Origin of the sequence: Vibrio cyclitrophicus (assembly GCF_024347435.1) — a bacterium.
GTDB classification, from domain to species: domain Bacteria; phylum Pseudomonadota; class Gammaproteobacteria; order Enterobacterales; family Vibrionaceae; genus Vibrio; species Vibrio cyclitrophicus.
On the sequence record NZ_AP025480.1, the window covers coordinates 1,165,986 to 1,187,711 of the forward strand.

Sequence of the window (21,726 nt, forward strand, 5' to 3'; positions counted from 1 at the left end):
AGACTAGGCCGCAGAAACGACGCCATTATCTTCTTCTAAAATAGAAGGCTCAGGGACAACGATAGGCTCTTCAACATTATCATTACTCGTGTCTAGCCAATCGCGCAGGCTTTGCCAAACTAACCCCATGGTTTCGTGCCAATAACGTTCGGTCTGCTCAAGGTATAGCGCTTTAGGCATGTACTTATCCCAAGGCTCTACAATGCCTTCTTGTGCAAGGTAGTTGGTTGGTGCCGCTAATGGTTTCATACCCGCAGCATGGAATTCATTCAAGGCGCGAGTCATATGGCTAGCCGATGTAACTAATACCATCTTTTTATTTTTAACAAACGCGGCGGCTTGGCGGGCTTCTTCCCACGTGTCTTTTGCTGTTTCAAGCAAAATGATGTCAGGTTTTGAAACCCCAAGCGCTAAAGCCACTTTAGCCATCATTCTTGCATTACTCACTTCAGTCCCCGCACCATAGCCAGACAAAATGAGTTTGGCACCAGGATAAAGGCGTAAAATACGAATGCCTTCACTTAAACGCATTAATCCTGTGCGACTAAGCTCAGATGTAGGTGGGATTTGGTCGTCTACGACGTGACCACTGCCGAGAACCATAACGTAATCGATGGTGTCATCGACGGGTAAAAAAGCGGTGTGTTGCCTTTCCATTGGCATTAAAAGTTGACTAGAAACTGGCTGGAAAGCGATGAGGAAAATACCACAGAGGGCTGAAAGGGTAATTAGGCAACCAGTCTTCCTTTTGGTAGTAAACATCACTAGGGCTAAACCCAGAAAAGCGAGAATTAACATTGCTGGCAGTGGCATCAATAATGAAGACACTACTTTTTTCAGCTCAAACATATCCGAATAGTCCGAAAAAACATCACTTGGTAGTAAAAAGAGACATCGCCTCTTTATTCCTGAAATTCCTGTGACAGAATAGCAGGCACGATAGGACATAATAACTCAAGTAGCCGTGACTGAAGACCGTAATTTCGACGATATTGCCCACAAATTTGCAAAAAATATTTACGGCTCTGACAAAGGAGAGATCCGTCAGATCATCGTATGGGAAGATTTAGAACAAGCTTTGAGCAAATTTGATGGTTCCATATCTCCGTTGCATATACTCGATGCTGGCGGTGGGCTTGCACAAATGTCGCAAAAAATTGCGTCGCTTGGGCATAATGTTTCTCTGTGTGACCTCTCTTCTGAAATGCTGAAACTAGCAGAAGAAAGTATCAGCGAAGCAGGTTTGCTAGAGCGGTATCGTTTTATCCACTCTCCCATTCAGAATGTGGCAGAACATCTCGATGGGAAAGTCGATGTTGTGATGTTTCATGCTGTGATGGAGTGGTTAGCGAATCCGAGAGAGGCGCTTGATTTATTACTTGAACAAGTAAAGCCGGGTGGTGTTGCTTCGATAATGTTTTACAACCACCACGGATTAGTCCTGAAAAATGTGATTTGTGGCAACATTCCTCATGTATTGAATGGGATGCCACATCGAAAACGGTTTAAGCTGCAACCACAGAAAGGCTTAAAGCCTGAAGAGGTTTATCAATGGATAGAAGACGCTGGTCTAGACATCTGTGGTAAATCAGGCATTCGTTCTTTCAGTGACTACATAGGTAATATGGAATACATGGGCGATTACCAATTTGAAGATGTATTGGAACTAGAAAAACAGCTATGTCGCCAAGAGCCATATCTGTCGCTAGGCCGTTATATTCACGTTTGGGCTCAAAAACCTGCGCAATAACAGCGGTGAATGTGGTAAAAGAAGCCACAACATGCGCTATGCAATCGTAACAAGCCCGCGTCATAAAGAAATAGGCGTCATATCTAACACGTTCGATATGACGAAGAACAGTAACAGGAACCACAATGAGTGAAATGACTCAAACTGCCGAAGAGCAGCCAATTGATGAGTTGGTGGGCTGGGTCAAGCAGCATGATTTTTCATTAAACTTGCCACCAGAGCGCTTAGCATTTTTGATTGCTATCGCAGTACTAAGCAATGAAAGGTTCGATGAAGAGTTGGGCGAGGGTGAATTGCACGATGCATTTACTATCGTCACTCGACTGTTTGAAGATACTGGCGAAGCGTCTGCGTTTCGTGCCAACAACGCCATCAATGAGTTGGTTAAACAGAAGTTGATTAGCCGGTTTACTAGTGAGATCACCGACGGTGCAAGTATTTATCGTCTTTCTCCACTTGCGATCGGAATTTCAGATTATTACTTACGTCACCGTCAATTCTCTAAGTTAAAACTGTCGATTCAACTTTCGATGGTTGCAGATGAGATGGCAAAAGCCATTGAAGCCGCTCAGAAAGGTGGAACTCCGGGACATTGGAGAAAGAACGTTTACGGCGTGCTCAAATATTCTGTTGGCGAAATTTTTGATCAGATCGATCTTAACCAACGTGTTATGGATGAGCAGCAACAAACCGTCAAACAGCAAATTGCGGATCTTTTAAATAAAGATTGGCGAGAAGCAATTAATAACTGTGAGTCTTTGCTATCGGAAACCTCAGCCACGCTAAAAGAGTTGCAAGACACCTTGCAAGCGGCGGGTGATGAACTGCAAACACAGATCCTCGATATTCAAGAAATTGTTTACGGTGATGATGAACTCGAGTTCGTTGGCGAAACTCTGTTTGGCTTGCAGATGAAGCTCGACCGAATCACAAGTTGGGGCCAACAAGCGATCGACTTATGGATCGGCTACGACCGCCACGTTCACAAGTTTATCCGTACCGCGATTGATATGGATAAAAACCGTGCCTTTAGCCAACGCTTGCGCCAGTCGGTTACCGACTACTTTGATGCGCCATGGTTATTGACCTACGCCGATGCTGATAAACTGACTGATCTTCGTGATGAAGCGCTTGTGCTTCGTGATGACGAAGTGATGGGACAAGCGCCGATCGACGTAGAGTACGAAGAATTTGAGCAAGTGAATGATCTGCTTTCAGAACGAATTGCAGAGATGTTAAAAGCTCACAAACAGCAAGGCGCGCCAATTGACCTTGGCCTTGTGTTACGCGATTACCTCGCAGCACACCCTCGCACACACCATTTTGATTTAGCCAGAATTGTTGTCGACCAAGCCGTGCGCTTAGGTTACTCAGAGTCTGACTATCAGGCTATTCAGCCAGATTGGCAGGCAATCAACGATTTCGGTGCAAAGGTACAAGCAAATGTCATTAACAAGTACTGATGATTACATGCCAGAGAAACTGGTAAAAGCGATAGCGAACCCACTGTTTCCTGCGCTAGACAGCATGCTGCGTTCAGGTAAGCATGTTTCAACAGAAGACCTAGATAACCACGCGTTGCTGTCTGATTTTGAAGTTGAGCTTCAGCATTTCTACCAACGCTACAATACGGAATTGGTGAAAGCGCCAGAAGGTTTCTTCTACCTGCGTCCGCGCTCTACGTCTCTGATTGGTCGTAGTGTATTGTCTGAACTAGACATGTTGGTTGGTAAAGTGTTGTGTTTCTTATACCTAAGCCCTGAACGTCTTGCTCATGAAGGTATCTTCACCAATCAAGAACTGTTTGATGAATTGATGTCGTTAGCAGATGAGAAAAAACTCATGAAGCTCGCAACAAACCGCGCGTCTGGTTCTGACCTAGACAAAGAAAAGCTGTTTGAAAAAGTGCGCACTTCTTTACGTCGTTTGCGCCGTATCGGGATGCTGATTGCGATAGGCGAGACGGGCAAGTTTCGTATTAGCGAAGCGGTGTTCCGCTTTGGTGCTGATGTTCGTGTTGGCGACGACATGAAAGAAGCGCAATTACGTCTTATCCGTGATGGTGAAGCTGTAGTTCATACCCAAGAGCCAAACCAAGGCAGCTTGCTAAATGAAGAACAAGCGGAAACTGTATCAGAAGTAGATTCAGACGTAGACGAAAACGGTCAACAAGACATTTTTAACGATCAAGCCGGCTTTGACCTTGAGTCAAATGATGGCGAACAAACAAAAGTAGAAGGTGAAGCATGATTGAAAGAGGTAAGTATCAATCATTAACCATGGTCAACTGGAACGGTTTCTTCGCACGTACTTTTGATATTGATGGATTGGTTACAACGCTTTCTGGCGGTAACGGTGCAGGTAAGTCGACCACAATGGCGGCATTCATCACAGCACTGATCCCAGACCAAAGCCTTCTGCATTTCCGTAATACAACGGAAGCGGGCAGTTCGCAGTCATCTCGTGATAAAGGCCTTTACGGTAAGCTTCAACCTGGCGCATGTTATGCGGCGCTAGATGTTGTGAACTCTCGTAATCAACGCCTGTTGTTTGCAGTAAAACTGCAGCAAGTTGCGGGTCGTGACAAGAAAGTAGACATCAAGCCGTTCGTTATCCAAGGCCTTCCTAGCCATGTGAAACCAACGGATGTACTGATTCAGAACGTTTCAGACAGCCACGCTCGTGTATGTCAATTGAACGATGTGAAAGCAGCAGTTGCACAATACGAAGGCGCTCACTTTAAAGCATTCTCTTCTATTGTTGATTATCACTCACAGATGTTTGAGTACGGTGTAGTACCGAAGAAACTGCGTAACAGCAGCGACCGTTCTAAGTTCTACCGTCTAATTGAAGCATCACTTTACGGTGGTATCTCAAGTGCGATTACACGTTCTCTGCGTGATTACCTTCTACCGCAAAATGGTGGTGTGAAGAAAGCATTCCAAGATATGGAATCGGCACTGCGCGAGAACCGCATGACGCTAGAAGCGATCAAGACAACTCAGTCAGATCGTGACTTGTTCAAGCACTTGATCACGGAATCGACCAATTACGTGGCAGCAGATTACATGCGCCATGCCAACGATCGTCGCAACAAGCTTGATCAAACCATGAAGTTCCGTGGTGAACTGTTTGGTTCTCGTGAAACCTTGCTTGATCAAAACAACTTGTTGAACCGCGTTCAAGAAGAACTAGAGTTACTTGTCGACCAAGAATCGGCACTAGAGCAAGATTACCAAGCGGCTTCGGATCATCTTCAGTTGGTTCAAACTGCACTTCGCCAGCAAGAGAAAATTGCTCGTTATAGCGAAGATCTAGAAGAGCTTAATGAGCGTCTAGAAGAGCAGATGATGGTGGTTGAAGAAGCTCAAGAGCGAGTACTTCTTGCTGAAGAGCAGGCAACCATTACTGAAGAAGAAGTGGATAGCCTGAAAACTCAGCTTGCTGATTACCAACAAGCGTTGGATGTTCAGCAGACTCGTGCACTTCAATACCAGCAAGCGGTTCAAGCATTAGAGAAAACTAAGCAGCTGCTTGGTGATGAATCTATCACTGCAGAAAGCGCATCAACCTTGGTTTCAGAGCTAAAAGCACAGGAAGAATCAAGTACTCAAACTCTACTGGCGACGAAACATAAGCTCGACATGTCTTCTGCTGCCTCTGCACAGTTCGACAAAGCGCTGTCTCTTGTTAAGAGCATTGTTGGCGATGTTGAGCGTAAAGATGCGTCTCACAGTGCTAAACAAGCCCTAGAAAAAGGCCGCAATGCCAAACACGTTGTTGAAAATGAACAACAGTGGCGTGCTCAGCACCGCGATATAGCTCGTGATGTAGCACAGCAGCGTCAAGCAAAAGAGCTTGCGATCGAATATCAAAAACAACATAACGTTTCGCTGACTGACGAAGCGGTTTTCGATGAAGAACGCGAACGTCATACCATGCAGATCGAGTCTCTAGAGTACGCTCAAGAAGAACTGCGTGAAGCGAAGAGTGAGCAACGTCGTGTACAACTAAACTACGACCAAGAGATTCAGAAGCTTGAATCAATTGCTCCGGCGTGGATTACAGCTAACGATGCACTTGAAGCGCTAAGAGACCAAACAGAAGCTGAGCTAGAAGACAGCCAAGCAGTGATGACTCAAATGCAGCAAGTGCTTGAAGACGAAAAGTCTCAAGCAGTAGCAAAAGATCAGCTAGCCACTCGCCGCGCTGAACTTGAGCAAGAAATTGAGCGTTTAGCATCTCCAGGTGGTTCAAACGATCCTCGCTTGAAGGGCCTAGCAGATACCCTTGGTGGTGTGCTGCTTTCTGAGATCTACGATGATATCACCATTGGCGATGCACCCTACTTCAGTGCGATGTACGGTCCAGCTCGTCATGCGATTGTGGTCTCTGATTTGGATGGCATTAAAGAGAAACTGGTCGATCTTGATGACTGTCCAGAAGACCTTTATATCCTAGAAGGCGATGTAGACGCGTTTGATGATAGTTCATTCAATGCCGATGAGCTTGAAGGTGCGGTGTGTGTTCAACTGAACGATCGCCAAATGCGTTACTCTCGCTTCCCTGAGATCCCGCTATTTGGCCGTGCGGCTCGTGAACAACGCCTAGAAAAATTGCGTGAAGAGCGTAATGTGGTCGTTGAAAACCACGCTAAAGCCGCGTTTGACTCTCAAAAATTGAATCGACTATACCAAGCATTTAATAGCTTTGTTGCGAAGCATCTGCACGTTGCGTTTAACGCAGACCCAGAACAAGCACTAGTTGCGATTCGTGATAAGCGTAATCAAATTGTTCGTTCTCTGGCTGAGCTTAACTCTAAAGAGCAGCAGCAACGCAGTCAGCTTCTACAAAGCAAGCAGGCACTTGGTGCATTAGATAAATTAGCGCCAATGGTTCGTATTTTAGAAGACGAAACATTGGCTGATCGCTTAGCTGAATTGGAAGCGCAACTAGAGCGTTTAAGTGAAGCCAAGTCTTACTTGAATACTCACGGTAAAGCGCTTACTTCTCTAGAGCAAATCGTATCTGCACTAGACGTTGACCCGGAGCAGTTCGAAGCTTTGGAAGCCGAATATCGTCAAGCAGACAACGCGCTACAAACGCTAAAAGGTAAAGTGTTCGCGCTGTCTGATTTGATTGAGCGTTGTCACTACTTTGCTTACGCGGACTCTGTTGATTTGCTTAATAAAAGCAGTGAACTGAGCGAGCAATTAAAAGCGAAATTGGTTCAAGCTGAACAAGCAAGAACTAAAGGCCGCGATGGCTTGAAGCAAGCTCGCGAACAGATGAACCAATACAACCAAGTATTGGCGGCACTGAAGAGCTCACATCAAGCGAAACAAGAAACGGTTCAAGAGTTCAAACAAGAGCTACAAGAGTTTGGCGTAAACGCTGATGAAGGCGCTGAAGAGCGTGCTGTACGTCGTCGTGACGAGCTTCAAGAACGTTTGCACACGTCTCGCAGCCGTAAGAGCGAATACGAGCGTACGATTACGTCAACAGAGCTTGAGATGAAAGCACTGGCTAAGCGTCTTAAGAAAGTACAGAAAGAGTACACAGAGCTTCGTGCCTTTGTAGTTGCAGCCAAAGCTGGCTGGTGTTCAGTACTTCGCTTAGCTCGTGAAAATGATGTTGAACGTCGCCTACACAAGCGTGAACTGGCATACCTAACGGCGGGCGAGCTTCGCTCTATGTCGGATAAATCACTGGGTGCGCTACGTCTGGCTGTCGCTGACAATGACGATTTACGTGATTCACTGCGTTTATCTGAAGACAACGCACATCCAGAGCGTAAGGTTCTGTTCTACATTGCGGTTTACCAGCACCTCCGTGAGCGTATTCGCCAAGACATCATTCATACGGATGATCCGGTCGAAGCAATCGAAGAGATGGAAGTAGAGCTAGCTCGACTAACAGAAGAACTGACGCAGCGTGAAAACCGCCTGGCGATTAGCTCTGAGTCAGTAGCTAGTATCATCAAGAAAACGATTCAGCGCGAGCAGAACCGTATTCGAATGCTGAACCAAGGTCTGTCTAACATTTACTTTGGTCAGGTTAAGGGCGTACGTCTGAACGTTAAGATCCGTGAAAGCCACGAGATCTTGCTATCAGGGTTAGCGACTCAACAAGAACAACATAAAGACTTGTTCGAATCAACGCGCTTTACTTTCTCAGAAGCGATGGCGAAGTTGTTCCAACGTGTGAACCCACATATCGACACGGGTCAACGTTCTCCGCAAGTTCTGGGTGAAGAGTTACTCGATTACCGTAACTACCTAGAGCTGAGTGTTGAAGTTAACCGTGGTTCAGATGGTTGGTTACAAGCAGAATCTGGTGCATTGTCTACAGGTGAAGCGATCGGCACTGGTCAATCAATCCTATTGATGGTTATTCAGAGCTGGGAAGAAGAGTCTCGTCGACTTCGTAGTAAAGACATCGTTCCATGTCGTTTGTTGTTCCTTGATGAAGCCGCACGTCTGGATTCTAAGTCGATCTCTACGCTGTTTGAACTGTGTGACCGTTTAGGTATGCAACTTCTGATTGCTGCGCCAGAGAACATTAGCCCAGAGAAAGGCACAACCTACAAACTGGTTCGGAAGGTCTTCAAAGACCACGAACATGTACACGTTGTTGGACTAAGAGGCTTTGCCCAAAATAAACCGGCATCTCCGGTGCAAGAGCTTCTCGAAGAAGCTGAGCAATAACCTTGATAGCCGAGTTATGACCTTGATAGCTAAGCTATAAGCTCGATAGCGCCTCGATGATATTTATTCAAAGCCCCTAATCAATAGGGGCTTTTTTGTTTGCCCAGCGAAGCTGGCAAACCCGTCAGGTTGAAAGAAACCTGAATCACCCCGACTGAGGGGAAGATAATCCGAATCGCAAGGGCGTTGTTGGCTAACGGCAGGGTCTGAAGGAAGCGATAGGAAGTTAGCAGTACACAACGCAAGTAAACCTGCTTCGGCAGTATAGGTGGGTAAGCGTCCGAAATAGCGCGAAGCCCTATACTCAGTCAGACCTATGCTGTGCTTGAGGGTGGCATTGTTAACAGGGAGCCAGTGCAGTAACTGGGGAAGCCTGACACCACATCCAGACAGTCTGGAAGCACAAACTCGAAGCGAAAGCTAAGAGGTGTGTTGGTGCGAGGTGGCAGATGAATCCGTAGTAGTGAGTAAGGCTAAGCCAGAGAAGCCCAGTAATGGTGTGGAGGAGAAAACTTAGCTGACCAGCAGCATCAAGTCTGATGGAGCACTGAAATGCCAAAAGCACTCAGTGTTGCGAAGGGAGGAAGTACACTTTAAGTCTGTGATGAACAGATGTTTTTTTTTTTTCAGTGATACCCAAACCGAATCGCTATCGGGGTATTCCTAGTTTGGTTGATTGTGGAAGCAAGATACTGCGCTAAGAAACCGTATAGGGGAGTAACTCTGACTCACTTCAGTAAATTGCCACTGAGCTAGAAGGCTGAACAGCAGAGAGAAATAACACCCACGCTGAAGATGAAACACCTGTCCCCACACAGCACACAATCCAAGGAGAGAAAGTGCGAGTTTATTACAGCTTATATGGTCATCTACTCAACAAAGAGAGGCTGTATAAAGGGTTTAAAAAGGTAAAGAAAGCGAAAGGCGCGGCTGGAATAGATGAGCAGAGCCTGAGCAACTACGCCGAAAATCTGAGTGATAACCTCGATCAACTCCTCTCTGAACTTAAAACCAAGCAATACAAACCTCAGCCAGTCAAACGGGTAGAGATACCCAAAGAAGACGGAGGGGTGCGATTGCTCGGGATCCCAACAGTTAGGGATAGAGTTGTCCAACAAGCGCTCAACGATATCCTCACCCCCATCTTCGAAGAGCAATTTCACCCATCAAGTTTTGGGTATAGGCCGAATCGAAGCTGTCACGATGCAATCAACAAATCCACGATGTTCATCCGGCGTTACGGGTTACAACACGTTGTAGATATGGACTTGTCGAAGTGCTTTGACAAACTCGACCACGAGTTGATTATCAAAAGCATCAGAAAACGAGTCACAGATAGCAGTGTATTAGAGCTGATAAAACAGTTTCTAAAAAGTGGGGTGATGATAGACGGTAGTTGGCAGGAGACAGAGCTAGGAAGTCCACAAGGTGGTGTTATCAGTCCTTTGATAGCCAATATCTACCTTGATGCGTTCGATCAGGAAATGCGAAAGCGCGGCCATAGGATCGTTCGTTATGCGGATGACATACTCATCTTCTGTCGTAGCAAGGCAGGGGCAGAGAATGCCCTTGCACAAGCGACGAAGATCTTAGAAGGAGAGCTTAAACTCACAGTGAACCAGACGAAATCACATATAGCGCACAGCAGTGATGGCGTGAAGTTTTTAGGTGTAGAAATCGGGAGTCAATTTACCCGCATTCAAACTAAAAAACTGAAAGTGTTCAAAAGCAAGTTAAAGCGAATGACGAAGCGAGGGTGCGGTAAGCCACTTGAGCAAGTCATAAAAGATCTAAACCCAGTGTTAAGAGGGTTCAGCCAATACTTCAGGATCACCAATAGCAGCAGGGAGTTCTCAAGACTAGCAGGATGGCTACGAAGAAGACTGCGTAGTATCCAGTTGAAACTTTGGAAGAAGCCTCAACGCTTACATCGAAAGTTAAAACAGTTAGGGTATAAGCCGCCGTTCCAGCATATCTCAATGACAAGTTGGGTCAGTGCAGCGAGTCCACTATCAAGCTATGCGATGCCAAATCAATGGTTTAATGACCAAGGATTGGTAAATCTTGGGACAATAAGGACAGGGTATGTGTTCAGCCAATATGCTGAATGGAAGTGTGCATGAGCCGTATACGAGGTCCGTACGTACGGTTCTGTGAGAGGGATGAGGCGGTAACGCCTCACCCTACTCGATGTACCTCAAATCTTACTCCTTACAAGTTATCCAGCCCTCTATCATTCATACGTTTTCCTATATTCATGCAACTGTTGTTTCAGTCTTTCTCATGCACGGATAAGACCACTTATACATTGTGGGTATTATCAATGGAACTTGTTTGAGGTCACACGCACAAAACCACAAATAATGTATGGTAATGACATAGATTTAATAATATTAATAATATTGTATTACTTATTTTTCAATTATTGATAACTCGCAAATTTGCGAAAGGTAAAGGCAGGGCATAGTTATGATTCAAATCGTCATTGATGGGAAATTTCGAATCGTCGAACAAGGACAAACCGTTCTTGAAGCGGCAAAAACATGTGGTTTGGAGATTCCATCTTTATGTGGTTTGAACAAAACAGCGGATAAAGTACCGTGTGATTTGTGTGTTGTTGAGGTAGATGGCGTTGGTGTGACTCGCTCTTGTGAGCTTGAAGTGTCTAATGGGTTGGAGATTACGACTCAGTCAAAGCAACTGACTGTTCATCGACAAGAAGCACTAAATCGTATAATGACAGATCATTACGCTGACTGTGAGGCGCCATGCCAAACGGCTTGTCCTGCTGGGGTCGATATCCAATCTTACCTGCACCATATTGCTCAAAATGATCACATTAAAGCGATTGAAGTGATTAAAAAGACATTACCAATGCCACTTTCAATTGGTCGTGTGTGTCCTGCTTTTTGTGAAACTGAATGTCGTCGTAATTTGGTCGATGAATCGATCGCGATTCGCCAACTCAAGCGACACGCTGCCGATGCTGACTTAGCGGCTCAAGAGAGCTATATGCCAGCTAAGAAACCAAATAAGGGTAAGAGCATCGCAATTGTCGGCAGTGGCCCTGGCGGTCTTACTGCAGGTTATTATCTATCTAACGAAGGCTATGACGTCAGTGTCTATGAATCGATGCCCAAAGCAGGTGGTTGGCTGCGTTATGGTATCCCTGAATATCGTTTACCTAAGTCGATTTTAGATAAAGAAATCGAACTCATGTGTCGTAATGGAATGGTGGTTGAGTGTGACAAAAAACTGGGCGTCGATTTTACACTGTCTGATTTAAGCAACGGTTTCGATGCCGTTTGTTTAGCGGTTGGTGCATCGCAAGCGGTTGAAATGAACTATCTGGGTAGCGAGCTCGGTGGTTGCTATTTGGGTGTCGATTACCTTAAAGATTACGTGACCGATCAGCAGTATGTCACAGGAAAAAAGGTAGCAGTGATCGGTGGCGGTAACACTGCAATTGACTGTGCTCGAACAGCGGTACGTGATGGCGCTGATACCACGCTAATTTACCGTCGCACTCGAGATGAAATGCCAGCAGAAGATTACGAAATAGAAGAAGCTGAACATGAAGGTGTGAAGTTCCACTTTTTGACTAACCCGGTAGAAAACATAGCCGATGAAAATGGCCATGTAACAGAGATAAGATTGGAGCGTATGGCTTTAGGTCCTGCTGATGCTTCAGGTCGTCGTAGCCCTAAACCAACCGGCGAATTCTTTGCTGAAGCATTTGATACCGTTATTGCTGCAGTATCGCAAAAGCCTGATCTAAGCTTTATGGATAACGAAGAGATTGATATTCCACTGACACGTTGGAATACCGCGGACGCTGATCCGCAGACGATGTATACGGGCACTGGTAATATATTTAGTATTGGTGACTTTCGACGTGGTCCTGCGACGGCAGTAGAAGCGGTAGGAGATGGGCGTATTGCTGCGCAAGCGATTGACCGATTCTTCAACGGTGATATGGAAAATATTCCCGCTAAACCGTTCAACTCAAGAAAGCACAAGCAGCTAAAAGCAGTCGATCCTGAGCAATACAAATCTATACAGCGCATGGCGCGTAAAATCATGCCAGAGCTCACCCCAGAACAACGCGAGCAAAGCTTCGATGAAGTCGAAACAGGCTTTGATAATGCAGATGCAATAGCGGAAGCAGCGAGATGCCTAGAATGTGGCTGCCAAGCAAATACAGATTGTGATCTGAGAGATTATTCGACTGAATACAAGGCCACGCAAACACATCCAGAGTACAAAATCGATGTGGCTTCGAATGAGAACTGGCAGGTGATTCGTGCAGAGGAATCCAAAGTTGGTTCGACACGGCAGAAGTTTGCTGTCGATGACAGTTCTGAATTCATCATCTTTGACGCCAACCGCTGCATCAGTTGTGGTCAGTGTATCCAAGCTTGTCGCGAACAGAATGTTCATGGTGTTCTAAGCTTCATGAATCAGTCAAATGGCAAGCCAGCATCAAGGCCTGAGTGTCGCCCTAATTTTGGAGCAGACAAGACACTAATGGGTGATTCTAACTGTGTTCAATGTGGCTCTTGTATTCAGGCTTGTCCTACCGGTGCGATGGTGGATGCGCGTGATAGAAAGCAAGGTGACACCGATACTCTTAAGAAAGTCGATACTATCTGCACCTACTGTGGTGTGGGTTGTAAGCTAACCATGCACGTTGATGAAAAGCAAAATAAGATTCGCTACATCGAAGGCGCAAACTCTCCGGTTAATGAAGGCATGTTGTGTGTTAAAGGCCGATTTGGTTTTGATTTTGTTGGTAGTGATGCACGCTTAACTACGCCGCTAATACGCAAAGATGGTTGGTTACAACCTGCTAGTTGGGATGAAGCGATTGCGCTCATTGCAGATAAGTTTACCGCGATTAAACAAGGTTTTGGTAGCAATGCCTTGGCGGGCTTCTCGTCAGCTAAAACGACTAACGAAGATAACTATGCATTCCAAAAATTCATACGTCGAGAACTTGGAACTAACAACGTCGACCACTGTGCTCGTCTTTGTCATGCTTCGACTGTTACAGGTTTAGAGGCTTCGCTGGGCAGCGGTGCAATGACCAATGATATTCCAAGTATCAAGCACTCAGATGTGATTTTTATCATAGGTTCAGACACGACTTCAGCACACCCAATTATAGGCTCACATATCAAGCAAGCGGTGAGACATGGTGGAGCGCGATTGATCGTCGCTGATCCAAAACGAATCGATATTGCGGACCATGCGGAACTCTACTTAGCGCATCGCCCGGGTACTGATGTGATGCTGATTAATGGTGTGATGCAGCAGATCATCAAACACGGTTGGTATGACCAAGATTATATCGAAGATCGTGTGGATGGCTTTGATACCTTGCTCCAAGAGGTCATGTCACCAAGCTACTCTCTCGATAAAGTGGAATTGGTGACTGGCGTTAAAGCGGAAGACATCTTCGCAATGGCACGTTTGATTGGTACTGCAGAGCGCACAGCGGTGTATTACTCGATGGGGATTACACAACACACCACAGGCCACGACAATGTACGCTCAATCGCTAACCTGCAACTTTTGTGTGGCAACATTGGTATTGAAGGTGGTGGTATTAACCCTTTACGCGGACAATCTAACGTGCAAGGTGCTTGTGATATGGGGGCTTTGCCAAACAACTTGCCGGGTTATCAAAAGGTTTATAACCCGATGGTGCGCCAGAAGTTTGCGATGGAGTGGGGTGTTTCCGAACTTCCTGCTGAAACGGGCTTAACGCTTACTGAAATTATTGATGGCGCCTGCCATCGGAATGTTCGCGGTTTGTACGTAATGGGTGAAAACCCTGTGCTCAGTGACCCAAATCAAGCGCATGTAATTGAAGGGCTTGAAGCTTTAGATTTCCTTGTGGTCCAAGACATTTTCTTAACCGAAACGGCGCAGTATGCTGATGTTGTTTTACCATCTTGCTCGTTTGCTGAAAAATCTGGCCACTTCACCAATACAGAGCGTCGTGTTCAGCGTATTAATGCTGCGGTTAATCCACCCGGTAATGCGAAAGAAGATTGGGTGATTATCCAAATGCTGGCCAATGCAATGGGCGGTGGTTGGGACTATAAAACCGTTGCCGATATCACCAATGAGATAGCACGTGTAACACCACAGTATGGTGGTTTACGTTGGGAGAATATTACGGTCAATGGCGTGCAATGGCCGAGTAATAAGAATAACCCTGATGGCACTCGTATCATGCACCAGACCCAATTTACCCGTGGGCGTGGTCAAATGGAGGCGATTCCGTTTAGATACGCTGCGGAGTTACCGGATGAAGAGTATCCGTTAGTTCTAACGACAGGGCGTATCCTAGAGCAATTCCATACAGGTACTATGACGCGTAAAACCAAAGGCCTGGATAACTTAGCGGGGCCACGTGCCATGGTGAGTATTCATGATGCTGAAGCGTTAGGCATTTCGAATGGTCAGATGCTCAAGGTATCAACGCGTCGTGGGGAAATAGAAATCGCGGCTTTTGTAACTAAGCGAATGCAAAAGGGCGTGGTATTTATTCCATTCCATTTTGTCGAATCACCGGTTAACCGTTTAACGACGACAGCGACGGATCCACACGCGAAGATCCCTGAGTTTAAGGTGGCGGCTGTGCGAATTGATCCCATTCGTGAGCCTGAGAGTGAAGTAGCAGAGGCTTCGCTCGGTTCGTTAAGTTAAATTATAGGTATTAAAAAACCGCGTAACTCTCAGAGCTATGCGGTTTTTTATTGAGCTAGATTCAGTATAAATTACTTGCTCAGTCGTTTGGCTTTTTATTAGATGAGCTTAGCTCGGAACTATTTCGTTTCCGTGAACACCAAACTGCTTAGCAGCGTAGGCAACACGCTCTGCAGGTTTAGGATATTCAGCGGGTGTGCCTAGGTTTTCAATATGATGCAAGCGAGGTAATAAACCAGCACCGTTTGCAATTTGTATTGCCAATCCAGGACGAGCATTGAGCTCCAGTACCATTGGGCCTTCTTCTTGGTCTAAAACCATGTCCGTCCCCATGTAGCCTAACCCCGTCATTTCCCAAGCACTTGATGCAAGGGTCAGCAGTTTCTCCCAATGCGGCACCTGAAGTAGCGCCAACTCTTTACCCGTATCTGGGTGGTGTGTCACTGGATGGTCAAACTGAACCGCACGAACGGCCTTGCCGGTTGCGATACAAATACCGACACCCACAGCACCTTGGTGCAAGTTCGCCTTACCATCAGATGCGGAAGTGGATAGACGCATCATTGCCATTACAGGGTAGCCCTTGAATACAATGATTCGAACATCTGGCACACCCTCGTAACTGAAGCCGTCAAAACACTCATCGAACTTAATCAGGTTTTCAACTACAGCGACATCATTCTTACCACCGAGTGAGAAAAGGCCAGCTAGCGCGTTACTGATGTGGCGCTCTACATCTTCTTCATTAATGGTTGAACCGGATGGTTTAGTATAAACGCCGTCCTTATGAGAGGTAACAACAAGAATGCCTTTACCGCCACTACCTTGAGCTGGCTTGATTACAAAACCTGGCCACTCTTTAACCATCTTGTGGATTGTTTTTACTTCAGCTTGATGACCAATCACGCCAATCAACTTTGGTACGGTTGCACCTGCTTGTTCAGCAATGATCTTAGTCTTAAGCTTGTCATCAACCAGTGGATACTTGGAACGATCATTGTAGCGACCAATATAACTATGGTTACGCTTGTTCATCCCCATTATGCCTTTGTCTTTCAACTTAAACGGTGAAGTAAATTGATCAAACATAACTTAGTCCTCCGCTAGCGGTTTAAAGCGACGAAGCTCGGTTAGGCGGTAGCCTGTGTAGTTACCTAGTAGCAAGATGGTCGCTAGAATAACCAGCTGCAAACCAATAAAGTTGAACGTTAAATGTTGAATGAACGGGTTAGTCATACCTAAGTAAACAAGTACCGCGGTAAATAGTGAGCCGCCACCTTGTAGTACAACTTCTTTCGCGCCTTCTTCTTCCCAAAGGATAGACATACGTTCGATAGTCCAAGACAAGATAATCATTGGGAAGAACGTAATGGATAGCCCTTCAGTTAACCCTACTTTAAACGCGACCACAGTAAACACGGAGATAATCATGATCACCGTAATGATTACGGCGGATATCCTTGCAACCAATAAGAGGTTGAGTTTGGACAAGTAACTGCGTATGACAAGACCTGTACCGACAATTAATAGGAAGCCGACAATACCGGTTACAAGTTGAGTTTGAACAAACGCTACCGCAATCAGTACCGGCATGAACGTACCAGACGTTTTCAAACCGATGATGACGCGTAAGAACACAACAATTAGGGCACCGATAGGGATCAGCATGATGGTTTTAAACATCGCTTGTTCTTCTAACGGTAGGCTGTGGATTGATAAGTTCAATAGCTGATCAGCTGATACTTTGCTGTTGGTTGCTTCAGTTGGCGAAACCTCTTGAGCAATCATAGAGAAGTGAACTTTACTGTTCTGGCCACCTACAACGTCCAATAGAGATACGTTCGACTCATCCCAGATGAGTAGGTTTTGTTGCACTTGTTGTTGGCTTGATTCAGGAGAGAATAAAATCCATTGGTCATTATCCCAAATTTGAATCATGTTCTGGATGGATTGACGACGGCGTCCATCTTCCAGTTCGATAACACCAACTACTTTGTTGTGTATTTTTGCTGCTGAAAGTAGCTTGTGTGTCGCTTCTACTTTCGTCATGTTGTTCAGAATCAGCGCTGAGTTTTGGCTGTCAGGATCGTTAAGCGTTTTGATTAGCTCACGAGTGAACGTTAGATTGTCAGCTGAACGTTTAGTCGCTCTATCGATCAATGCAAGAGATGCCGCTTCCTCTGGACCGTCGAAACTTGGCTGTGTAACTTCCCCCTCTGGTGGGGTATCGTTCACTTTTGCTTGGTTGTCGACTAAGAATTGTGTTTTGTAGTAGATGGTTTGCGGTCCATCTGCATAGCGAATAGACCACTCTGCACGGCGACCTGATTCAGTATTCAAATAAGAAATACCGTAACCTGGTGATGAAGCCGATTCGCCGATAAGCGTATAGTTAGACTGAGTATGAGGAGCGGCTAGTGAAACTTTTGCTTCTTTACCTACTGCGTTGAACTCGATGCGAGCTTCAACATCCCAAACTTGCCTGGTTTCCCCTGGAGTCCAAGGTACGCCGTAGGTGGTATGTCTGAACATACTCAACGTTATACCTGCTACGATTAGCAGGAAAATAGAGATATAAAATGGAATTCTAGACGTCATAGCTTACCCTACTATTGTTATTTAACTTCCGTTTGTACGTACTTTTTACTTACATCTACTAGCGCTATGTCTTTGATAAATTCGCGCCCTAGTAATACAGGGTGACTCATTTGAGAGCGATCCGCCAATGTAAATTGCGCTTTTTCATGGATTTTTCCAACTTTCACCCATAATTCGATCACAGCTCGACGTTCTGCTTGATCATTGGTTGATTGACGGATTTTTACATAACGTACAACAGGTGCTTCAATCCATTTCTGGTCTTCTACGGCTTGTGCTTTATCGTCTAGATGGAACTTAACCCAATTCTTACCATCACGTTCGAATTCTTTGACGTCGACAGCGTTCAAAGAAGAAGTCGTTGCGCCAGTATCAACACGAGCATCAAAGCTCTGCTTGATAGAGTCAATAGATACTTTTTCGATTCCTCCAAGAATGGTTGGCTGCAATGTTGGGGCAATAGGTGCCGCAGCAACCGCAACCGGTTCCTCTTCCGTTAACTCTTCAATAACGCGGTGTTCCATGTTTGTTAGATGAACATCTAATTGATTAGATAGGGTAGTGATTTCATCTTCTAAGCTTTCAATGTAATCACTTTGATTGCTTAGTTGCAGTTCAAGATTTTGAACCTTATTTGCGATGTTTGTCTCTGAGCGGGAAATAGCGTCGAGAGTTTCTTGGTGGTAGGCCGCACCGTTTGTCAGGGTACAGCCAGAGAGCAAACCAACCGCCACAATTGGCGATAATCGCTTAAACATAAAAAAACCTTTGAAAATTAGAGAATAGTTCAGACTATTTAAGAGTTTAGCCCACAAAAAAGGATGCGTGAAGCATCCTATTGTAAGAGTCTGGTCATATTGAATCGCAATGTGAGCGCTGCGCCAATTATTGCTATTTGAAATAGCTCACTTATTAAACATAAGTCAACTTTTGTTCAATTTACGCTCTTTTAAGTAGAGCTCTCAGCGCAGAAAATTATGATTTCTTTGCCACAAGAAATGTTGATTTTGTGGCCTGAAATTTAAAGTTTTGTTGCTGTCGAGTTCGTATTCTTATTGCTATTAAGTTTATGGCTTTGTCGCCACTAGAATCGCACGTCGTGGTGCAGGGTGACCTTCTACTGTTTTACTTGGATCGTTCGGGTCTAAGTAATCAGGTAGAGAGTTGTGCGTCATCCATTCTGTTGTGCGTTGTTCACCAATCGTTGTGACATTTTCGTCAACAATACGTACGCCTTCAAAGCCAACCTGTTCAAGCCAACGTTTTAGAGCGCGAGCTGATGGGAAAAAGTAGACATTTCTCATTTGCGCGTAGCGGTCAACAGGAACAAGAACAGCGTTTTCGTCACCTTCAATCACTAACGTTTCAAGCACCAATTCGCCACCAGATACCAATTGGTCTTTTAATTGGATCAAATGATCAAGCGGTGAACGGCGGTGGTAAAGCACACCCATGCTGAATACCGTGTCATAGGCTTCTAGCTTTGGCAGCTGCTCAATACCTAGAGGCAACAGGTGAGCGCGTTGATCATCGCCCATCAACTTACGAATCGCTTCAAACTGAACCAAAAATAGGTGAGAGGGATCGATACCCACCGTTAAGCGAGCACCTTCGCCAAGCATACGCCACATGTGGTAGCCATTACCGCAACCTACATCGAGTACAGAGCGGTTTTTAAGTGGTGAGATATGCGGAAGTACACGGTCCCATTTCCAGTCGCTGCGCCATTCTGTATCGATATGAATGTCATGAACGGTATAAGGACCTTTACGCCAAGGGTGGAACGTCTTTAATAAGCTCTCTAGCTTTTTAAGCTCACCCGTTTGAAATGGTGTGCTGCTGCCGATAGTTACAGAGTTCTTTAAATCAACTTGATCAGGCACGCCTTGCGGGATCTTGTTCAGTGCACGTAACCAACGGTCAAAGTCACCGTGCTCTGCATTTTGCCAATCCGTCAGCTGTTGAGGAAGAATATTGAGCCACGGCTGTAGGCGAGTGTCTTGGGCAATGAGTTGATAAAAGTTAGCAAAATTAAACATGAATAATATTAACCGTTGTGGAATTCATAATGTGTACAGCCTTATAGCCATAACACAGGGAAATTAAGGGCTAAAGTATGAGAGCTTCAGATTTTAGCCAATTGTGGTTCAGCGCTATTTAATCGCGAACATCGAACCGAAGTTGAAGCATTGGAACCACACTTCGCTACTTGAGAAGCCAATCTTTTCAAAACGCTGCTTATGAACTGGAATTGAATCTGGACGCATCACATTTTCGATAGCGCTGCGTTTCTGGCTGACTTCCAGCTCGCTGTATCCGTTAGCACGTTTAAAGTCGTGGTGCAGGTCGATAAGCAATTCATTTGAACTTTCGTCTTCGAATACGTATTTTTCTGACAGGATTAAGATCCCACCAGGACGCAGGCCCGCATGAATTTTCTCAAGTAATGCGTATCGGTCGTCCGGAGACAGAAATTGCAGCGTGAAGTTCAGCACCACAACAGAGGCGTCTTTAATTTCGATTTCACGAATATCCGCTTCAATCACTTCGACAGGTGTATCGCTGCGGTAAGCATTAACGTGCAATTTACAGCGCTCAACCATCGCTTCTGAATTATCAACAGCGAAAATCGTGCAACCTTCTTGTTGAATGTGTCTGCGCATTGAAAGCGTAGCCGCGCCAAGAGAGCAACCTAGGTCATATATATTTGAATGTGGCTTTACAAAGCGCTCAGCTAACATGCCGATCGCAGAGATGATATTGCTGTAGCCGGGCACCGAGCGTTGAATCATATCCGGAAATACTTCAGCAACCCTTGCATCAAAGGTGAAGTCTCCAATTTTATCAATAGGAGCGGAAAAGATATTGTCTGTGTTGCTCATGGCATTCTCTCTCGACAGTCAGCGTAATTGGCACAGATTTCGTACCAAATAAAAGGGGACGTATTTTACGTAAAAAAAACACTGCTGTCACGAAAACTGAGATTACTCCTAGTGTTTGGCTGTATATAAGGGTGAGGGATTAAAACATCGAGATTTGATGATTGCCTTTCTGTGCCGGAAACTGAGCGAGATCGGGTAATAACAATGACGTATTTTCAGACACTTGCTTTTGTAAGCGCTTATAAATAGCTATCGAAAGCTCAGGTGCGTGATTATTGTCTGGGGTGTGGATCATTAAATAGGGTTGTTTGCCCTCATTAAGCCAGTTTGGAATTTTGGCAAACCAAGGCTTAAAAAACTCAATATTAGGTTCTTGGTCTGGGTGGCCAATAAATCGAATCATCGGGTTATTGGCCGTCGCAATCGCATGAACGGGAACACGCGGCTTTTTCTGATGCGCATCGATCACCGCTTCCGTGGTTGGTGGCGCTGAGAACACAGGGCGACTGTCCATAATGATGCGATTGATGCCTTCCTCAACTAGCCACTGATTGAAGCGCTTCTCTGCATCACCCTTATCAAAGAAACCCAAGTGTCGAACTTCAACGCCAAGCTGCATGTCTTTTGGAAATAACGTACAAAACTTTTGTAGGGCAGGCAGCATGCTGGGCTCAAAACTGTGTGGCAGTTGAATTGTCCATTGACCAATGCGATCGTGGAGTGGCGACATAGTCATCAAGAACTCTTTGAGCTCTGCTTGGCAGTGTCTGAGTTGTTGCTGGTGGGTAATAAATTTGGGCAACTTAAAGGTGAACCTGAAATCATCGTGACTGGCGGCTTTCCAATTATGAACTGTCGACATACTTGGCGTAGCGTAAAAGGTCGTGTTGCCCTCAACGGTATGAAAAACTTGCGTGTACTTTTCTAGGCGTTCGGCTGGCTTGGTGCCTCTGCCATAGAACTGACTTTGCCATTCAGAGTGAGACCACATGGTTAATCCAAGTCTTAAAGGTAAAGTTTCTGCTGTTATTTCACGATCATTCATCTATTACACCGTTATCCATCACGCCCT

13 protein-coding genes are annotated in these 21,726 nt (G+C 45.4%); 6 read left to right on the top strand and 7 right to left on the bottom strand.

Annotated elements, in window-relative coordinates:
• Positions 1 to 3 precede the first annotated feature (3 nt).
• The gene (gene elyC / locus OCW38_RS05370; protein WP_010437790.1) at positions 4 to 849 is read right to left on the bottom strand and encodes an envelope biogenesis factor ElyC; all 846 of its coding nucleotides are present in this window, start codon (positions 847 to 849) and stop codon (positions 4 to 6) included.
• A 115-nt stretch (positions 850 to 964) separates the two neighbouring features.
• On the opposite strand from elyC, the gene cmoM reads away from it, so the two are divergent.
• The 6 genes from cmoM (at position 965) to fdhF (ending at position 15,174) form a co-directional block, all read left to right on the top strand.
• Positions 965 to 1,750, top strand: coding sequence for a tRNA uridine 5-oxyacetic acid(34) methyltransferase CmoM (gene cmoM, locus OCW38_RS05375; protein WP_016768412.1), 786 nt, complete (start codon positions 965 to 967; stop codon positions 1,748 to 1,750).
• A gap of 125 nt (positions 1,751 to 1,875) precedes the next feature.
• Entirely contained in the window at positions 1,876 to 3,213 is a 1,338-nt protein-coding gene (gene mukF / locus OCW38_RS05380) for a chromosome partition protein MukF (RefSeq protein ID WP_261895339.1), read from the top strand.
• Positions 3,194 to 4,000: a chromosome partition protein MukE gene (gene mukE, locus OCW38_RS05385; protein ID WP_016768409.1), complete on the top strand. Its 807-nt coding sequence runs from the start codon at positions 3,194 to 3,196 to the stop codon at positions 3,998 to 4,000. The genes mukF and mukE overlap by 20 nt, the downstream gene beginning before the upstream one ends.
• On the top strand, positions 3,997 to 8,457 hold the full coding sequence (gene mukB / locus OCW38_RS05390; protein ID WP_261895341.1) for a chromosome partition protein MukB: 4,461 nt from the start codon (positions 3,997 to 3,999) through the stop codon (positions 8,455 to 8,457). Before mukE ends, mukB begins: the two co-directional genes overlap by 4 nt.
• Positions 8,458 to 9,296: 839 nt before the next feature.
• Positions 9,297 to 10,580 carry a group II intron reverse transcriptase/maturase gene (gene ltrA / locus OCW38_RS05395; RefSeq protein WP_140150525.1) on the top strand — a complete coding sequence of 428 codons (1,284 nt, stop codon included), beginning with the start codon at positions 9,297 to 9,299 and terminating at the stop codon, positions 10,578 to 10,580.
• 346 nt (positions 10,581 to 10,926) lie between these two features.
• Positions 10,927 to 15,174 carry a formate dehydrogenase subunit alpha gene (gene fdhF / locus OCW38_RS05400; RefSeq protein WP_016798459.1) on the top strand — a complete coding sequence of 1,416 codons (4,248 nt, stop codon included), beginning with the start codon at positions 10,927 to 10,929 and terminating at the stop codon, positions 15,172 to 15,174.
• 108 nt (positions 15,175 to 15,282) lie between these two features.
• Here fdhF and OCW38_RS05405 read toward each other — a convergent pair whose 3' ends face one another.
• From OCW38_RS05405 to OCW38_RS05430, 6 genes are all read right to left on the bottom strand, one after another.
• Positions 15,283 to 16,263, bottom strand: a complete 981-nt coding sequence (locus OCW38_RS05405; protein WP_010437811.1) for an alpha-L-glutamate ligase-like protein — start codon at positions 16,261 to 16,263, stop codon at positions 15,283 to 15,285.
• 3 nt (positions 16,264 to 16,266) lie between these two features.
• Entirely contained in the window at positions 16,267 to 17,772 is a 1,506-nt protein-coding gene (locus OCW38_RS05410) for an inactive transglutaminase family protein (protein ID WP_016786660.1), read from the bottom strand.
• Positions 17,773 to 17,789: 17 nt separating this feature from the next.
• Positions 17,790 to 18,530 (bottom strand): ATP-dependent zinc protease family protein, encoded by a 741-nt coding sequence (locus tag OCW38_RS05415; protein WP_010437828.1) that lies wholly within the window; start codon positions 18,528 to 18,530, stop codon positions 17,790 to 17,792.
• A 309-nt stretch (positions 18,531 to 18,839) separates the two neighbouring features.
• Positions 18,840 to 19,811 carry a tRNA 5-methoxyuridine(34)/uridine 5-oxyacetic acid(34) synthase CmoB gene (gene cmoB, locus OCW38_RS05420; RefSeq protein ID WP_010437830.1) on the bottom strand — a complete coding sequence of 324 codons (972 nt, stop codon included), beginning with the start codon at positions 19,809 to 19,811 and terminating at the stop codon, positions 18,840 to 18,842.
• 114 nt (positions 19,812 to 19,925) lie between these two features.
• Complete coding sequence (cmoA, locus tag OCW38_RS05425) at positions 19,926 to 20,654, bottom strand: carboxy-S-adenosyl-L-methionine synthase CmoA (protein WP_010437832.1); 729 nt, start codon at positions 20,652 to 20,654, stop codon at positions 19,926 to 19,928.
• Between the two features lie 139 nt (positions 20,655 to 20,793).
• Positions 20,794 to 21,699: a DUF72 domain-containing protein gene (locus OCW38_RS05430; protein ID WP_016783847.1), complete on the bottom strand. Its 906-nt coding sequence runs from the start codon at positions 21,697 to 21,699 to the stop codon at positions 20,794 to 20,796.
• Between the last annotated feature and the right edge of the window lie 27 nt (positions 21,700 to 21,726).